The organism is Streptomyces sp. NPDC001903, from assembly GCF_042891345.1.
Classification (GTDB): Bacteria; Actinomycetota; Actinomycetes; order Streptomycetales; family Streptomycetaceae; genus Streptomyces.
Map to the genome: position 1 here is coordinate 327,566 of NZ_JBIASZ010000004.1, position 14,060 is coordinate 341,625.

Genomic DNA, 14,060 nt, shown 5'->3' on the forward strand with positions numbered 1-14,060 from the left:
TTGACGCTGGGGGGCCGGTCATGCCGGAGCAGTCTGTCCAGACGGTGGGGGAGCTGCGCGCGCAGCTCGTATCGCGGCGAGCGCGCTGGTCCGTCATCGAACATCTCGCCGACGAGGAGCCCGTACCCCGGCCCTCGCTCGGCCTGGAACCGGGCGCGAACCTCACGCCCGCCGAGCAGGTCGGCGCCGTCGACCTGCCCGCGCTCATCGGCCACGAGAGCGCCAACCCGCACCTCACCCGCCGCCGGGCCGCCCACGGCCTGCTGCCCGGGGCGCCGTCGGCGGGGCTCGGCGCCCGCCCCGCGGCCGTCGACTGGCGCACCCGCTGGGGCTGGGCCTGGATCACCAAGGTCAAGGACCAGAATCCGTGCGGTTCCTGCTGGGCCTTCGGGGCCGCGGGCCTCGTCGAGTCCATGGCGCGCATCGAGCACAACGTCTGGGCCACGCGCTCCGAGGGGGACGTCCACGACGGTCTGAAGTTCACCTGCGGCCAGGGCTCCAACCCCGAGACCGCCCTCGACTGGGTCAAGGACAACGGCGGCCTCGCCGATCCGGACTGCTGGCCCTACTCCCCACCCCCGTCCACCGTCCCGGCCGACCGCCGCGACGGCTGGCGCGCCGAGTACACCCCCAGCTGGGACCGGTCCGGCCGCACCGTCCGCATTACCGACTACGTACGCCTCGGCGACGTCGAGCAGCAGAAGGTCTGGCTCGACACCGTCGGCCCGCTCACCGCCTGCTTCGACGTGTACGACGACTTCTTCGGCCTCGGCTCCGGCGTCTACCACCGCACCAGCGACCGCCTCGCGGGGGGCCACTGCGTACTGATCACCGGCTACGACGACGCCGCGGGCTGCTGGCTGTTCAAGAACTCCTGGGGGACGGGCTACCACGTCGGCGGCCACGGGCGCATCGCCTACGGCGAGGTCAACATCGACTACTGGGCCAAGTGCGGCCTGCGCGGCACCAACATCGACCCGTGGAGCAAACGCCGCCTGCACGCGGGCAACGTCTACGAGAGCGGCAACGGCCGCGCCCACCGCAACTTCGAGCTGCTCGCCACCTCCGGCGGCGGTCGCCTCCAGCACTGGTGGCGCGAGGGCGACTCCCCCTTCCCGTGGGCCCGCGCCAAGTCGTACGCGAACGACGCCTCCGGCCAGCCCGCCTTCACCGGCACCACCTACAACCGGAACATGGAGTCCCTGCACGTCACCACCGGCGGCCGGCTGCGCCACTGGTACTACGAGCAGTCCGCCGGGGTCTGGCGCGACGGCGGCGCCTTCGGGCCGGGCGACGCCGCGATCGGCTCGACCCCGGCGTTCATCCAGAGCGACTACGGCAAGCCGGGCAACTTCGAGGTGGTCGTCCGTACCGCCGACGGCCGCCTGAACCACTGGTGGCGGATCAACGGCGCCCCCTGGACCTGGAACGACGGCGGCCGCTTCGCCTCCGGCATCGCCCACTACGGGCCCGCCCTGGTCCAGACTCGCAGCCGCCACCTCGACCTCGTCGCCACCCGTACGGACGGCCGGATGCAGCTGTGGTGGCGCGACGACCCGAACGGCTTCGCCTGGCGCCCCGGGGAGGTCTTCGGCAGCGCGATCACCTCCGCGCCCTGCCTGATCGAGGCCCAGTACGGGGCGGCCGACGAGGACACCGCCGGGAACTACGAGCTCTGCGCGGTCGGCGCCGGCGGCCGCGTCGAGCACTGGTGGCGCGGCAACTCCGCCGGCTCCCCCTGGAGCCGCAGCGCCGTCTTCGGCCACGAGGCGCTCGCCGTCACCGGGATGCTCCAGGGCAGTTTCGGGTTCAACCTGGAGGTCATCGTCCTGCGCACGGACCGGCAGCTGCAGCACTACTGGCGGGACGGGGCGGGCTGGCACGAGGGGCCGGTGATCGGCCCCGCCTGAGCGGGGAGGTCTTGGCGGGTGGAGGTACGCAGCATCGCCCTCGGCGCCGGTGAGTCGTACGAGCTGCGGCTCACCGGGCGCGGGGCGCGCGGGTACGTGTGGACCTGGCAGGTCACCGGGGACGCGGACGCCGTCTCCGTCAGCGACGTGAGCGAGCCCCCGCAGCCGCCCGCGCGGCTGCCGCCCGGCGCCCCGCTGGAGCGGGCCTACCTCGTCCGCGGCCGCTGCCCGGGCGGGCGGGCCCGGATCCGCTTCGCGCAGATCCGGCCGCCGTATCCGCAGGAGGCCCCGTACGACGAGTTCGTCCTGGAGGTGGAGGTCACGGCCGCTGCGGGCGGGGTCCGCGGGGGCTGAGCGCCCAGTGCTGCGCGGCCTCCAGCGGGCCCCGCCCGAAGCGGCGCAGCCAGAGCCCCGACGCGGCGGCCAGGACGAGGCTCACCCCCGCCCACAGGCCCATCACCCACCAGGGCCCGCTGCCCGACAGCCGGTCGGCGAGCCCCAGCCCGATGCCGTAGCAGAGCAGCATGCAGAGCAGGTTCTGGCCGACGTAGCAGGACAGGGCGGTGCGCCCGACGGAGCCGAGGGCGCCGGCCCCCGGGATCCGGAAGCGGTCCAGGGCGCAGCCGATCAGGCCGATGTAGCCGACGGCGATCAGCGGGGCGATCCCGTAGCGCCCCAGGACGAAGAGGTCGGGGCCGCCCAGTGCGGCGGCGGCGCCCAGCGGCAGCCCGAGGCCCAGCCCCCACGCGGCCATCCGGACCCGGATCCGGCGCCCGCGCGCGCTCGCCCCGAAGGCGCCCGCGCGGTACAGCCGGACGCCGAGGAGGAAGAGGAAGACCAGCAGCCCGAAGGAGAAGACGGGCTCGATGCGCAGGGCGAGGGCGTTGTCGAGCCGGAAGGAGATCTGGTCGAGGTAGCCGCCGTGGGCGTACAGCCGGACCGCGGAGGGATCCGGGGTCTTCGGCCCGGAGTCCGCCCTGGCCAGGTCCCCCAGCGTGACCAGCCCGATCAGGGCCAGGTGCAGACCGCCCGCGGTCCACATCGCGGCCCGCCGCACCTTCTCGGAGCGGGCGAGCAGCCGGGCCACCAGCAGGGCGGTGACGGCGTACCCCATCAGCACGTCCCAGGCGAAGACCAGGACGAAGTGGACGGTCCCCTCCAGGAAGAGGAACGCGGCCCGCCGCGGGTAGCGCCCGGGCCAGGGTTCGCCGCGGCGCGCGGCGGAGTCGTACTGGATGGCCAGGCCCACCCCGAACAGGAGCGTGAGCAGGGAGAGGAACTTCCCGTCGGCGAGGAAGCGGAAGGCGCTCTCGGCGATGTTCGCGACGGAGGGGTCGGCGAGCGGGTCCGGCGCGGCCAGACCACCGTCCAGCACCCCCCACTCGGAGCCGGGGGAGGCGAAGATCCAGACGTTGGTCATGAGGGTGCCGAGGATGGCGGCACCGCGCAGGACGTCGAGGAGGGGCAGCCGGGTCGGGGCCACCGCGGGGGCGACGAGGGTGGTGTGGGCCATGACCTCAGCGTCCCGGCGCCCGGCGGCCGTTGCGTCCTGCGGCCGGACGAAGCCCCGGTACATCCTTCGATGCAGCGGTGCCCGAAGGCCGTCCACATCCCGGACGGGGTGACCGGTGCACCCCTCATGTATCTATCCTGTGCGCATGCCGCCAGCCGCATCCCCCGCCGCCGCTCCACGAGCCGCCGTCCCCGCCGCCGAGCGCGTGTACCGACACGTCAAGCAGGCCGTGTTGGTGGACCGCCGCTACGAGGGCGGCACCCTGCTTACCGAGGGCGAACTCGCCGACGCCGTGGGGGTGTCCAGGACGCCGGTGCGCGAGGCCCTGCTGCGCCTGGAGACCGAGGGGCTGCTGAAGCTGTACCCGAAGAAGGGCGCACTGGTGCTGCCGGTCTCCGCGCAGGAGATCGCCGACGTGATCGAAACCCGGCTGCTGGTCGAGGAGTTCACCGTACGCAGGGCTGTGCCGGCCCCGCCCGGCCTGCTGGAGCGGCTGGCCGGACTGCTGGAGGAGCAGCGCCGGCACGCCGCCGGGGGCGACCTCGCGGCGATGATGGCCGCCGACCGCGGCTTCCACGCCGAGATCGTGCGCAGTGCCGGGAACGCGATCCTCTCCCGCCTCTACGACCAGCTGCGCGACCGGCAGCTGCGGATGGGCGTGGCCCTGCTGCACGCGCACCCCGAGAGGGTGGAGCGGTCGCTGGCCGAGCACGCGGAGATCCTGCGGGCGCTGCGCGCCGGGGACGCGGAGACGGCGGCCGCGGCCGTACGGGGCCACGTGGGCCGGGTCGAGGCGCTGGTGCGGGGGTCGGGGCGGTGACGGGGAACGGAGTCTTCCGGGACCCCCCGGGCGGCCGGAAGGCGGTGGCCGTCTGGTCCATCGGCGTGGCGGTCTACTTCGTCGCGGTGATCTTCCGTACGAGCCTGGGCGTGGCCGGGCTGGAGGCGGCGGACCGCTTCCACGTCAACGCCTCGGCGCTCTCGACCTTCTCCATCCTCCAACTCCTGGTGTACGCGGGCATGCAGGTGCCGGTGGGGCTGATGGTGGACCGGCTGGGCACCAAGAAGGTGCTGACGCTGGGCGCGGTCCTGTTCACGGCCGGCCAGATCGGCTTCGCGCTCTCGCCCTCGTACGGGATGGCCCTCGCGGCCCGCGCCCTGCTGGGCTGCGGCGACGCGATGACCTTCATCTCCGTGCTGCGGCTGGGCACCCGGTGGTTCCCGGCCCGGCGCGGACCGCTGATGGCGCAGCTGGCGGGGCTGGTCGGCATGGCCGGCAACCTGGTCTCCACGCTGGTGCTGGCCCCCGTCCTGCACGGGGTCGGCTGGGTCCAGGCGTTCGCGGGCAGCGCGGTCGCGGGCGTGGTGGTCCTGATCCCGCTGGTGCTCTTCCTGAAGGACCACCCGGAAGGCCACGAACCGCCGGCGCGTGCGGGCGGCGGGGGCTTCGTACGCCGCCAGATCCGGGATTCCTGGCGGGAACCCGGCACCCGCCTGGGCCTGTGGGTCCACTTCACGACGCAGTTCCCGGCGATGGTGTTCCTGCTGCTGTGGGGCATGCCGTTCCTGGTCGAGGACCAGGGGCTGGAGCGGACCACCGCGGCGGGGCTGCTGACCCTGGTGGTGGCCTCGAACATGGCCTTCGGCCTGGTCTACGGCCAGCTGATAGGCCGCCGCCAGTCCGCCAGGATCCCCCTGGCCCTGGGCACGGTCGGGCTCACGGCGCTGCTGTGGGCCTCGGCCCTGGCCTACCCCGGCCCCCACGCCCCGATGTGGCTCCTCGTCACCTTGTGCGTCGTCCTGGGCACCTGCGGCCCTGCCTCGATGATCGGTTTCGACTTCGCCCGCCCCGCGAACCCGCCGGAGCGCCAGGGCACCGCCTCGGGTCTGACGAACATGGGCGGCTTCCTGGCCTCGATGACGACCCTGCTGGCGGTCGGCCTCCTGCTGGACGCCACCGGCGACAACTACCGGATCGCCTTCTCGTCGGTCTTCGTGGTGGAGCTGCTGGGCCTGACCCAGATCCTCCGCCTGCGCCCGGCGGCCCTGAGGGCGGAGCGCATCCACCGGCCGGCCGCGCAGAGCCGCCACTGCGCGGATTCCCCGAGCCCGACCCGGGCCTGACCGGCACGGCGGCCCGTCCGCCGCCTGCACGCCGCCGCCCGTCCGCCGTCCGTCCGCCGTCCGTCCGCCGTCCGTGCGCCCGCCCGCCGCCCGCCCCGGGCGGCGGCCCGGCGGGACAGACCCCCGTCCAGTCCCGCCGAAGCCGCCGCACCGGCACGGCGCGGCCGACGAATGCCGACCCTACGGCCGCACGCCACCTCCGGATGTGCCAGGCGTGCACGGCTCGTTGATCTTGCGCGCAAGGGCCTCCCGGACCGCCCACTGCCGGAACTCGGTGGGGCTGGCTCCGTACACCTCCCGGAACGTCCGGCTGAACACGGAGGGGTTGGTGAACCCCCACCGCCGCGCCACCGTGTGGACGGGGCTGGTGAGGAGCCCCGGGTCCGCGAGATCGGCCCGGCACCGCTCCAGCCGGCGCTGCCGGATCCCGGCGGCCACCGTTTCGCCCCGGTCGCGGAAGAGCTGCTGGAGGTGGCGCAGCGAGATGCCGTGCCGGGCGGCGACGGCGGACGGGGACAGCTGCGGATCGCCGAGGTTGTGGGTGATGAAGGCCTCGATCCGTTCCATCAGCGCGCGGGTGCGGGCTTCGGGCGAGAGCTCGTCCTGCGCGCCGAGCTGCCCGGCCAGGCAGGCGCCGACCAGGTCGTGGGCGACCGTTCCCAGCCGGTTCAGCTCCGCCGGACCGCAGTCGGCCGCGTGCGCCGCCAGCGACTGCATGTACTGGGCGAGGATCGCCCCCATGCCGTGGCCGCCCGCGATCCGGTGGGCCAGCAGCCGTTCGACCCGGGCGCCGCGCAGCGGCATCGCATCGCGGGGGAAGGACAGGACGATCGCCCGCACCCGGCCCCCGTCCACGTCCGGGACGGCGTCCGACTCCATCGGCAGCGAGGTGTCCCAGAGCACCATGTCCCCGGTGAACAGACCCGATTCGTGCCCGTTCTGGGCGAGCGACATGGCTCCGTTGGTGACGAGCCCCAGCTGGTACTGCTCGGGATCGCTGCGCCGCACGTGGGCGGCGGTGCGCAGCGAGCGCAGAGAGCTGAACTCGAACGAGGACACCTGCACGCCGCCGAGGTCCAGGACGGACGCCTCGGCCCAGAAGTCCCGGACGCGTTCACTGCGGATCGCCGTGGGCACGAGCTCCTGCGCGATCACGTCGGTGAACCAGTCGAGCCGCTCCGCAGCCGGTACTGCGGCGGCCGACATCCTTGACCACACCCCGGAAACCCCCTTCTCCCGCTCTGCGTTGTCCCGCCCATGACAGGGACGTGACATCGAGCAGAGCGGTTCTCGGCCGCGGTCGGGGCCGAGCGGGAGGGGGCGCCGTGCGCGGCCCGGGCCGCCCGGCGGCTACGGGGTGACGGCGAAGTGGGCCAGGATCGCGTCCGCCAGCCCGGCGTCGCCCTCGACCTTCACCCGGTCCGCGACGGCGCCCGCGCGGACCCGCCCCGCCGCGAGGCGCACGTACGTCTCCCAGTCCGTGGTCAGCGTCACGGCCGGGCCCAGCGAGGGCGTCCCGTCCACCGTCCCGCGTCCCTGCGCGTCCACGCGCACCGTCCGCATGAACTCCACCGGCCCGTGCACGTCGATCACGACCGCCGAGTTCGCCGGCGCCCCGGCCAGCTTCGCGACCACCTTCGGCAGTCCGGCCAGCAGGAGGTCCCGCGCCACGTACGCCCCCGGCGAGTCCCAGTTCCCCGGCACGCCCAGCGCCGCCCGCAGGTCCTGCTCGTGGATCCACACGTCGAAGGCCCGCAGCCGCAGCGCGTGCTCCAGGGTCACCTGGTCGCCCAGCGGCCCGCGCACCATGGTGTCCGGATCCCGCTTCTCGTTCCGCAGCTGGCGAGAGCGCCGGATGATCGTGTACTCCAGCTCCGAGGTCATCTCCGGCGCGGTGTGGTGCCGCCGGACGTCAACCTGGACCTCCATGTAGCGGGTGAACTCGTCGACCACGTGCCGCAGGTCCCGCGGAAGCGTGTGGATCGGCCGCGGATCCCCCAGCTGCTCGCACTCGATGCCGATGACGTGGGACACCACATCACGGACCGACCATCCGGGGCACGGGGTCGCGCGGTTCCACTCGCCCTCCGTCAGGGGGAGGACCAGCTCGGATATCGCCTCGATGGAGTGGGTCCACGCGTCGGCATAGGGCTGGAGGCTGGGATGCGGCTGGACGGTCAACGGGACCCCTCGCGTGCTGTTCAGTGGCGCGTTTTCTGGAAGCGTGTGGACTGATTCCCAAACTACGCTGCCGGTGAGCACCCCGGCAGCGCTTTCGTGTGACGATCGTAGGCCGGAGTTGACGGCCCGAATGCCAGGACGGTGGTACTGTGCGCGCCTCGCTGATCCAAATCGCGGTGTCCGACGGGGAGTCGGTCGCCTCACGGCGGGCCCGAGTGGCCGATATCGTACGGGAGCAGGCCGGCTCGGACCTGGTCGTGCTGCCCGAACTGTGGACGGTGGGCGCCTTCGCCTACGAGCAGTTCGAGACCGAGGCCGAGCCGCTGGACGGTCCGACGTACGAGGCGATGTCGAAGGCGGCGAGCGACGCCGGGGTCTGGCTGCACGCGGGCTCGGTCGTGGAGCGCGCGGGCGACGGCTCCCTCTACAACACCGCCCTCGTCCTCTCCCCGGCCGGCGAGCTGGCCGCCACCTACCGCAAGATCCACCGCTTCGGCTTCGACCAGGGCGAGGCCGTCCTGATGTCGGCCGGGGACTCCCTGACCACCGTCACCCTGCCGGAGCAGGTCCTCGGCATCGCCACCTGCTACGACCTGCGCTTCCCCGAGCTGTTCCGCGGTCTGGTCGACGCCGGGGCCACCACGATGGTGGTGGCCGCGGGCTGGCCGGCCCGCCGCCGGGCCCACTGGACGCTGCTGAACCGGGCGCGGGCCGTCGAGGACCAGTCGTACGTGCTGGCCTGCGGGCTGGCCGGTACGCACGCGGGCGTCGAGCAGGCCGGGCACAGCCTGGTGGTGGACCCCTGGGGCGAGGTGCTGGCCGAGGCGGGACCCGGCGAGGACGTCCTCACCGTGGACCTGGACCCGGCGAAGGTGCCCGAGACCCGCGAGCAGTTCCCGGCCCTGAAGGACCGCCGCCTGGGCCGCTGACCTCCGCCCGGGGCCTTCCGGGGCGCCCGGCACCCCGGAAGGCCCCAGGTTGGAGCCGGGGTTTGCGGGCAGAGGGGAGGAACGGGCGGCACCGGACGCCGGTTCCGCGACGAGGAGACGAGGAGGCGGTTGCGCCGTGACGGATGACGCGCAGGACGTGCTGGAGGCCGCCCTGGAGCCGCACGAGCCCACCGCCGCGGAGATCGGGGCCCGCGGGCGGGTCCGGGACCGGGCCACCGGCATGACCCACCACGAGGCGCAGGCCGCCCTGGACGCCGTGCTCGCCGACGTCGGAGCCGGCGCCGACGACCTGGAGTCCGCGGACGCCGCCGTCCGCGCCGAGGCCGCCGAGTGGCAGCGCATCACCGACCTCCTGCTGGACCACGGCGGCCCGTACACGCCGGACACCGACGCCTACGTCCAGGGCCAGCTCACGGCCCGGGACCACCATCGGGACCGGCCCCGGCCTCCCGCTCCTTCTCCGCCATCCGGATGACGCACACGGCCACCGCGATCAGCAGCGCCGCGTCCGCGTCCTCCCGGATCACGTCCACGGCGTACGTCTCGCGGATCCGGTACCACTGGCGCGAGATCAGCGCGAGGAGCTCCCCCTCGTACTCGATCTTGAACTCCCGGTCCAGGAGCCGCCCGCTCACGTCCAGTTCGGTGCCCTCGATCAGCGTCACGAGGTAGTGGTTGCGCAGCAGGGAGAGCCGCTTGCGGCGGATCACGGCGAGCCGGCGCTCGTCGCGCTCCAGCGTCATCGCGTCGCGCAGGCGCAGCAGCTTCTCCCGCAGCGTGATCAGGACGTGCCCGTCCGGGTCCTTCAGCTCCAGCGTGTCCCGGATGCGCAGCGCCTTGCCGTCGACGAGGAAGGCGTGCCTGCCGTCCTCGTCCTCGATCCAGTAGTCGTCCCCGAGGGCCAGCATTTTGTCCCGAACCAGGTATTTCATGCCCGGATCGATGCCCGCGATAGGTTTCCGCCATGCCTCTGCTCTATGTGACCGACCTGGCGTACCCGGCGCGCGGCCGCCGCTACTGCGACGAGGACATCCTCCTCACCTCCCGGCTGCGCGAGCACTTCCCGCTCGCCCTGTGCCATCCGCTGGACGCGGCGGGACTGATGGCGGACTTCGACGCGGTGGTCGTCCGCAACAGCGGACCGGTCCTGCACTACCAGGAGGCGTACGACGCCTTCCGCGCGGCCGCCCTCGCCGCCGGCACCCGCGTCTACAACCCGCTCACGGGCCGCGGCGACATGGCGGGCAAGCAGTACCTGCTCGACCTCACGGCCGCCGGCTACCCCGTCATCCCCACGATCGACGACCCCGCCGACCTCGCGCTGCTCCCCGCGGTGCCCTCGTACGCGGTGAAGCCCAAGCAGGGCGCGGACTCCATAGGCCTGACCTTCACCCCGCACCCGCAGGGCCCGGCGGGGGTGAACCTCATCCAGCCGCGCATCGACTTCGCGTACGAGGTCTCCTTCTACTTCGTCGACGACGCCTTCCAGTACGCCCTGTACGCCCCGGACCCGGCCCGCCGCTGGGAACTGGAGCCGTACGAGGCCACGGCGGCCGACCTCGGCTTCGCCCGCTCCTTCATCGAGTGGAACACCCTGTCGCACGGCATCCAGCGGGTGGACGCCTGCCGCGCCCCCTCCGGGGAACTCCTGCTCGTGGAGCTGGAGGACCTGAACCCGTACCTCTCCCTGGACCTCGTGTCCCCGGCGGCGCAGGAGGGCTTCATCACCGCTCTGACGGAATCCCTTCACTCCTTCCTCACCGTCTGACGGCACGTCCGATGTCAGAGGGGGATGCCAGGCTTCCCCCATGGACAAGCAGACGTTCTGGAAGCTGATCGACACGGCCCGTACGGAGGCCCAGCCCGACCAGGTGGCGGCGCGCGCCGCGGAATTGCTGGCGCGCTGCCCCGAGGCCGAGATAGCCACCGCCCAGCAGGTGCTGTGGGACCTGCTGGCGGAGTCCTACCGCAGCCCCCTGTGGGCCGCGGCGTACGTGATCAACGGCGGCTGCTCGGACGACGGCTTCGACTACTTCCGCGGCTGGCTCCTGACCCAGGGCGAGGAGGCCTTCGCCCTGGCCCTGGCCGACCCCGACTCCCTGGCCGACCACCCCGCGGTGCGCGAGGCGGCGGCGGAGGGCCTGGAGCTGTGGGACGAGGAGGCCCTGTCGATCGCCTGGACGGCGTACGAATCGGCCACGGGCCGCGAGCTCCCGGCGGACTCCTTCACGATCAGCTACCCCGCGCTGGACCCGTCCTGGGACTTCGACTTCGACGACACGAAGGAGACCTCCACCCGCCTCCCCCGGCTGAGCGCCCTCTTCGACTAGGCGCCCGTGGCCCGCCCCGGAGGGCGCCGGCCCGGGTGTCGTACTGCCGTGATCGGGCGTTCATGCGCGGATGGCAAGCTTGAAGCATGAACGATGCCGCCCCGGCGCACACCCCCGCGCCCCGCCGTGCCCGCCTCCGTGCTCCCGAGCTGGTCGGGAAGGGGGGCTGGCTGAACACGGGTGGGAAGGATCTGAGCCTCGCCGAGCTGCGCGGCCGGATCGTGATCCTCGACTTCTGGACCTTCTGCTGCATCAACTGCCTGCACGTCCTGGACGAGCTGCGCGAGCTGGAGGAGAAGCACCGCGACACCGTCGTGATCATCGGCGTCCACTCGCCGAAGTTCGTGCACGAGGCCGAGCACGCGGCCGTCGTCGACGCCGTCGAGCGGTACGAGGTGCACCACCCGGTCCTCGACGACCCCGAGCTGGCCACCTGGAAGCAGTACGCCGTACGGGCCTGGCCGACGCTCGTCGTCATCGACCCCGAGGGGTACATCGTCGCGCAGCACGCCGGCGAGGGGCACGCGCACGCCATCGCGCGGCTCGTGGAGGAGCTCGAAGCGGAGCACGGGGCCAAGAGCACGCTGCGCCGCGGGGATGGCCCGTACGTGGCGCCCGAGCCGGTGGCGACCGACCTCCGCTTCCCCGGCAAGGCGCTGGTGCTGCCGAGCGGGAACCTGCTCGTGTCGGACTCGACGCGGCACCAGCTCGTGGAGCTGGCCTCCGACGGCGAGAGCGTCGTACGCCGCATCGGCAGCGGCGAGCGCGGCTTCGGGCCGGACGCCTTCAGCGAGCCCCAGGGCCTGGCCCTGCTCCCCGACGGCTCCGTCGTCGTCGCCGACACCGTCAACCACGCGCTACGCCGCTTCGACCCCGAGACGGGCTCCGTCGAGACCGTCGCCGGGACCGGCCGCCAGTGGTGGCAGGGCTCCCCGACCTCCGGCCCGGCCCTGGAGGTGGACCTGTCCTCGCCGTGGGACGTCGCCTGGTGGCAGGGCAAGGTGTGGATCGCCATGGCGGGCGTGCACCAGCTGTGGACCTGGGACCCGGAGACCGGGACCGTCGCCGTCTCCGCCGGCACCACCAGCGAGGGCCTGCACGACGGGCCCGCCCTGGAGGCCTGGCTCGCCCAGCCCTCCGGGCTCGCGGCCGCCGCGGACCGGCTGTGGATCGCCGACTCCGAGAACAGCGCCCTGCGGTACGTGGAACCCGCGGGCGAGGGGGCCGACGGGTACGCCGTGCGGACCGCCGTCGGGACCGGCCTGTTCGACTTCGGCCACCGCGACGGCGACGCCGCCCAGGCCCTGCTCCAGCACCCGCTCGGGGTGACCGCCCTGCCGGACGGCTCGGTCGCGGTGTGCGACACGTACAACCACGCCCTGCGCCGCTTCGACCCGGCGACCGGCCAGGTCTCCACGCTCGCCACCGACCTGCGGGAGCCCAGCGACGCGGTGCTGGACGGCGAGGACATCGTGGTCGTCGAGTCCGCCCGGCACCGGCTGACCCGGCTGCGGCTGCCGGAGGAGGCGGTACGGGTCGACGCCGTCGCGCACCGCACGCAGCGGGCCGCCACCGAGGTCGCCCCGGGCACGCTCCGGCTCGACGTGGTGTTCCAGGCGCCGACCGGGCAGAAGCTCGACACCCGCTACGGGCCGTCGACGCGGCTGCTGGTGTCCTCGACCCCGCCGGAGCTGCTGGTCGGCGGCGAGGGGACCGGGACGGACCTGTTCCGGGAGCTGGCCCTGAACCCGGAGGTCACCGAGGGCGTGCTGCACGTCTCGGCGATGGCGGCCTCCTGCGACGACGACCCGGCGAACGAGTACCCGGCCTGCCACGTGCACCAGCAGGACTGGGGCGTACCGGTGACCGTCACGGCCGACGGCGCCACCCGGCTGCCGCTCGTCCTCGCGGGGATGGACGCCTAGGCCGCCGGGAACGTCTCGCCGTTCTCGCCGCTCTCCTTCCGCCCGGCGCCTTTCTCCACGTCGGCGACCAGCAGGTTCGGGTCGACGCCGTCGAGGAAGGCGCCGCTGGTGACGAAGACCTGGTGGTGGCGGACCGCCACGGAGGTCGGCCCGGACAGCCCGTCCTTCCCGGTCAGCAGGACGGTGTGGGTGCCGTCGGGCCGGACCAGGGCGAGCCCGCTCGCGGTGGTGTTCAGTGCGGCGAGCACCGTCTCGCCGTGCCCGGCGAACGCGAAGTCGTCGATCCCCGTCAGCCCGGTTGCGTGGATCCCGGTCCTCCCCGCGGAGCCGTCCTCCTCGACCGGGATCCGCAGCAGCGTGGCCCGGTCGTAGTTCGACACCCAGACCGCATGATCGCGCACCTTGATGCCGTTCGCGCCGATGAAGGTGGTCGGCTCCAGCGCCGCGCCGGTGGCCCAGGCGCTCACCTCGGGCTCGCCGTCCAGGGAGACGCGCCACACCGTGCCGAGGACGGAGTCCGCGGCGTAGATCAGCCCGAGGCGCTCGTCGAGGGCCAGCCCGTTCACGAAGCCCTTCGGGGACATGTCGACGAGCTTGGAGACCTCGCGGTCGGGGGTGATCCGGTAGATGCCGGTCTCGGCGGTTCCCGTGTTGTAGCCGACGTAGAGCGTCCCGTCGTGGGTGCGGACGATTCCGGAGACGACGGCGACGCCGAGCAGGGGCGTCTGCGGGTCGGCGACGTCGGGCAGGGTCGCCAGGACCCGCTTCCCGCCGTGCCGGTCCACCCGGACCACCTGGCGGGCGAGCGCCAGCGTCAGATCGGCGGAGCCGTCGGGCTCCAGAACGATGTTCTCCGGCGTCTGGCCGGCCGCGAAGTCGAAGTGCGCGACGATCCGCGGGTTCGCGAGGGATAGCGCCGGACCGGTGGACCGCGGCGGCTTCGGAGCGGCGGCCGCGGGGGCGGCCACGAGCAGGGCGAGGGCGATGCCCGCGGTGCCCGCGACGCGCGGCACGAGGAGGAGGCGGAGCAGGCGGAACAGGCGGAACAGGCGGAGCACGGGACTCTCCTTGTCGGCCGGGAAGGGCGGAACCCCAGCACAACATGACGGAGTGTCACCATACGTTCA

General features: G+C 73.4%; 14 protein-coding genes. 9 read left to right on the top strand and 5 right to left on the bottom strand.

Annotation, left to right across the window (positions count from 1 at the left end):
• The first annotated feature begins 20 nt into the window (after window positions 1-20).
• Together ACFYZS_RS11155 and ACFYZS_RS11160 are read left to right on the top strand one after the other, a co-directional pair.
• Entirely contained in the window at window positions 21-1,910 is a 1,890-nt protein-coding gene (locus ACFYZS_RS11155; RefSeq protein ID WP_389009548.1) for a C1 family peptidase, read from the top strand.
• 18 nt (window positions 1,911-1,928) lie between these two features.
• Window positions 1,929-2,264, top strand: a complete 336-nt coding sequence (locus tag ACFYZS_RS11160; RefSeq protein WP_389009551.1) for a protease inhibitor I42 family protein — start codon at window positions 1,929-1,931, stop codon at window positions 2,262-2,264.
• On the opposite strand, the gene ACFYZS_RS11165 is transcribed toward ACFYZS_RS11160, so the two are convergent.
• Window positions 2,230-3,423: a DUF418 domain-containing protein gene (locus tag ACFYZS_RS11165; RefSeq protein ID WP_389009554.1), complete on the bottom strand. Its 1,194-nt coding sequence runs from the start codon at window positions 3,421-3,423 to the stop codon at window positions 2,230-2,232. The genes ACFYZS_RS11160 and ACFYZS_RS11165 overlap by 35 nt on opposite strands.
• Window positions 3,424-3,568: 145 nt before the next feature.
• On the opposite strand from ACFYZS_RS11165, the gene ACFYZS_RS11170 reads away from it, so the two are divergent.
• Entirely contained in the window at window positions 3,569-4,243 is a 675-nt protein-coding gene (locus ACFYZS_RS11170; RefSeq protein ID WP_389009557.1) for a GntR family transcriptional regulator, read from the top strand.
• Window positions 4,240-5,547: a nitrate/nitrite transporter gene (locus tag ACFYZS_RS11175; protein ID WP_389009560.1), complete on the top strand. Its 1,308-nt coding sequence runs from the start codon at window positions 4,240-4,242 to the stop codon at window positions 5,545-5,547. Before ACFYZS_RS11170 ends, ACFYZS_RS11175 begins: the two co-directional genes overlap by 4 nt.
• Window positions 5,548-5,727: 180 nt before the next feature.
• Here ACFYZS_RS11175 and ACFYZS_RS11180 read toward each other — a convergent pair whose 3' ends face one another.
• Both ACFYZS_RS11180 and ACFYZS_RS11185 read right to left on the bottom strand, forming a co-directional pair.
• Window positions 5,728-6,753, bottom strand: a complete 1,026-nt coding sequence (locus ACFYZS_RS11180) for a helix-turn-helix domain-containing protein (protein WP_389009563.1) — start codon at window positions 6,751-6,753, stop codon at window positions 5,728-5,730.
• Between the two features lie 144 nt (window positions 6,754-6,897).
• Complete coding sequence (locus tag ACFYZS_RS11185; RefSeq protein WP_389009566.1) at window positions 6,898-7,728, bottom strand: maleylpyruvate isomerase family mycothiol-dependent enzyme; 831 nt, start codon at window positions 7,726-7,728, stop codon at window positions 6,898-6,900.
• Window positions 7,729-7,877: 149 nt separating this feature from the next.
• Here ACFYZS_RS11185 and ACFYZS_RS11190 point away from each other — a divergent pair, with 149 nt between their 5' ends.
• Together ACFYZS_RS11190 and ACFYZS_RS11195 are read left to right on the top strand one after the other, a co-directional pair.
• Window positions 7,878-8,657 (top strand): carbon-nitrogen family hydrolase, encoded by a 780-nt coding sequence (locus ACFYZS_RS11190; RefSeq protein WP_389009569.1) that lies wholly within the window; start codon window positions 7,878-7,880, stop codon window positions 8,655-8,657.
• Window positions 8,658-8,793: 136 nt separating this feature from the next.
• The gene (locus tag ACFYZS_RS11195) at window positions 8,794-9,153 is read left to right on the top strand and encodes a hypothetical protein (RefSeq protein ID WP_389009572.1); all 360 of its coding nucleotides are present in this window, start codon (window positions 8,794-8,796) and stop codon (window positions 9,151-9,153) included.
• Here ACFYZS_RS11195 and ACFYZS_RS11200 read toward each other — a convergent pair.
• Window positions 9,089-9,610 carry an LURP-one-related/scramblase family protein gene (locus tag ACFYZS_RS11200; RefSeq protein WP_389009575.1) on the bottom strand — a complete coding sequence of 174 codons (522 nt, stop codon included), beginning with the start codon at window positions 9,608-9,610 and terminating at the stop codon, window positions 9,089-9,091. The genes ACFYZS_RS11195 and ACFYZS_RS11200 overlap by 65 nt on opposite strands.
• A gap of 32 nt (window positions 9,611-9,642) precedes the next feature.
• Here ACFYZS_RS11200 and ACFYZS_RS11205 point away from each other — a divergent pair, with 32 nt between their 5' ends.
• The 3 genes from ACFYZS_RS11205 to ACFYZS_RS11215 all read left to right on the top strand — a co-directional run bounded on the left by ACFYZS_RS11205 (window position 9,643) and on the right by ACFYZS_RS11215 (window position 12,933).
• Window positions 9,643-10,446, top strand: a complete 804-nt coding sequence (locus ACFYZS_RS11205) for a hypothetical protein (protein WP_389009578.1) — start codon at window positions 9,643-9,645, stop codon at window positions 10,444-10,446.
• Between the two features lie 40 nt (window positions 10,447-10,486).
• Window positions 10,487-11,008: a DUF4240 domain-containing protein gene (locus ACFYZS_RS11210; protein WP_389009582.1), complete on the top strand. Its 522-nt coding sequence runs from the start codon at window positions 10,487-10,489 to the stop codon at window positions 11,006-11,008.
• A gap of 86 nt (window positions 11,009-11,094) precedes the next feature.
• Window positions 11,095-12,933: an NHL domain-containing thioredoxin family protein gene (locus tag ACFYZS_RS11215; RefSeq protein WP_389009585.1), complete on the top strand. Its 1,839-nt coding sequence runs from the start codon at window positions 11,095-11,097 to the stop codon at window positions 12,931-12,933.
• On the opposite strand, the gene ACFYZS_RS11220 is transcribed toward ACFYZS_RS11215, so the two are convergent.
• Complete coding sequence (locus ACFYZS_RS11220; protein ID WP_389009588.1) at window positions 12,930-13,991, bottom strand: SMP-30/gluconolactonase/LRE family protein; 1,062 nt, start codon at window positions 13,989-13,991, stop codon at window positions 12,930-12,932. The genes ACFYZS_RS11215 and ACFYZS_RS11220 overlap by 4 nt on opposite strands.
• Window positions 13,992-14,060: the final 69 nt, after the last annotated feature.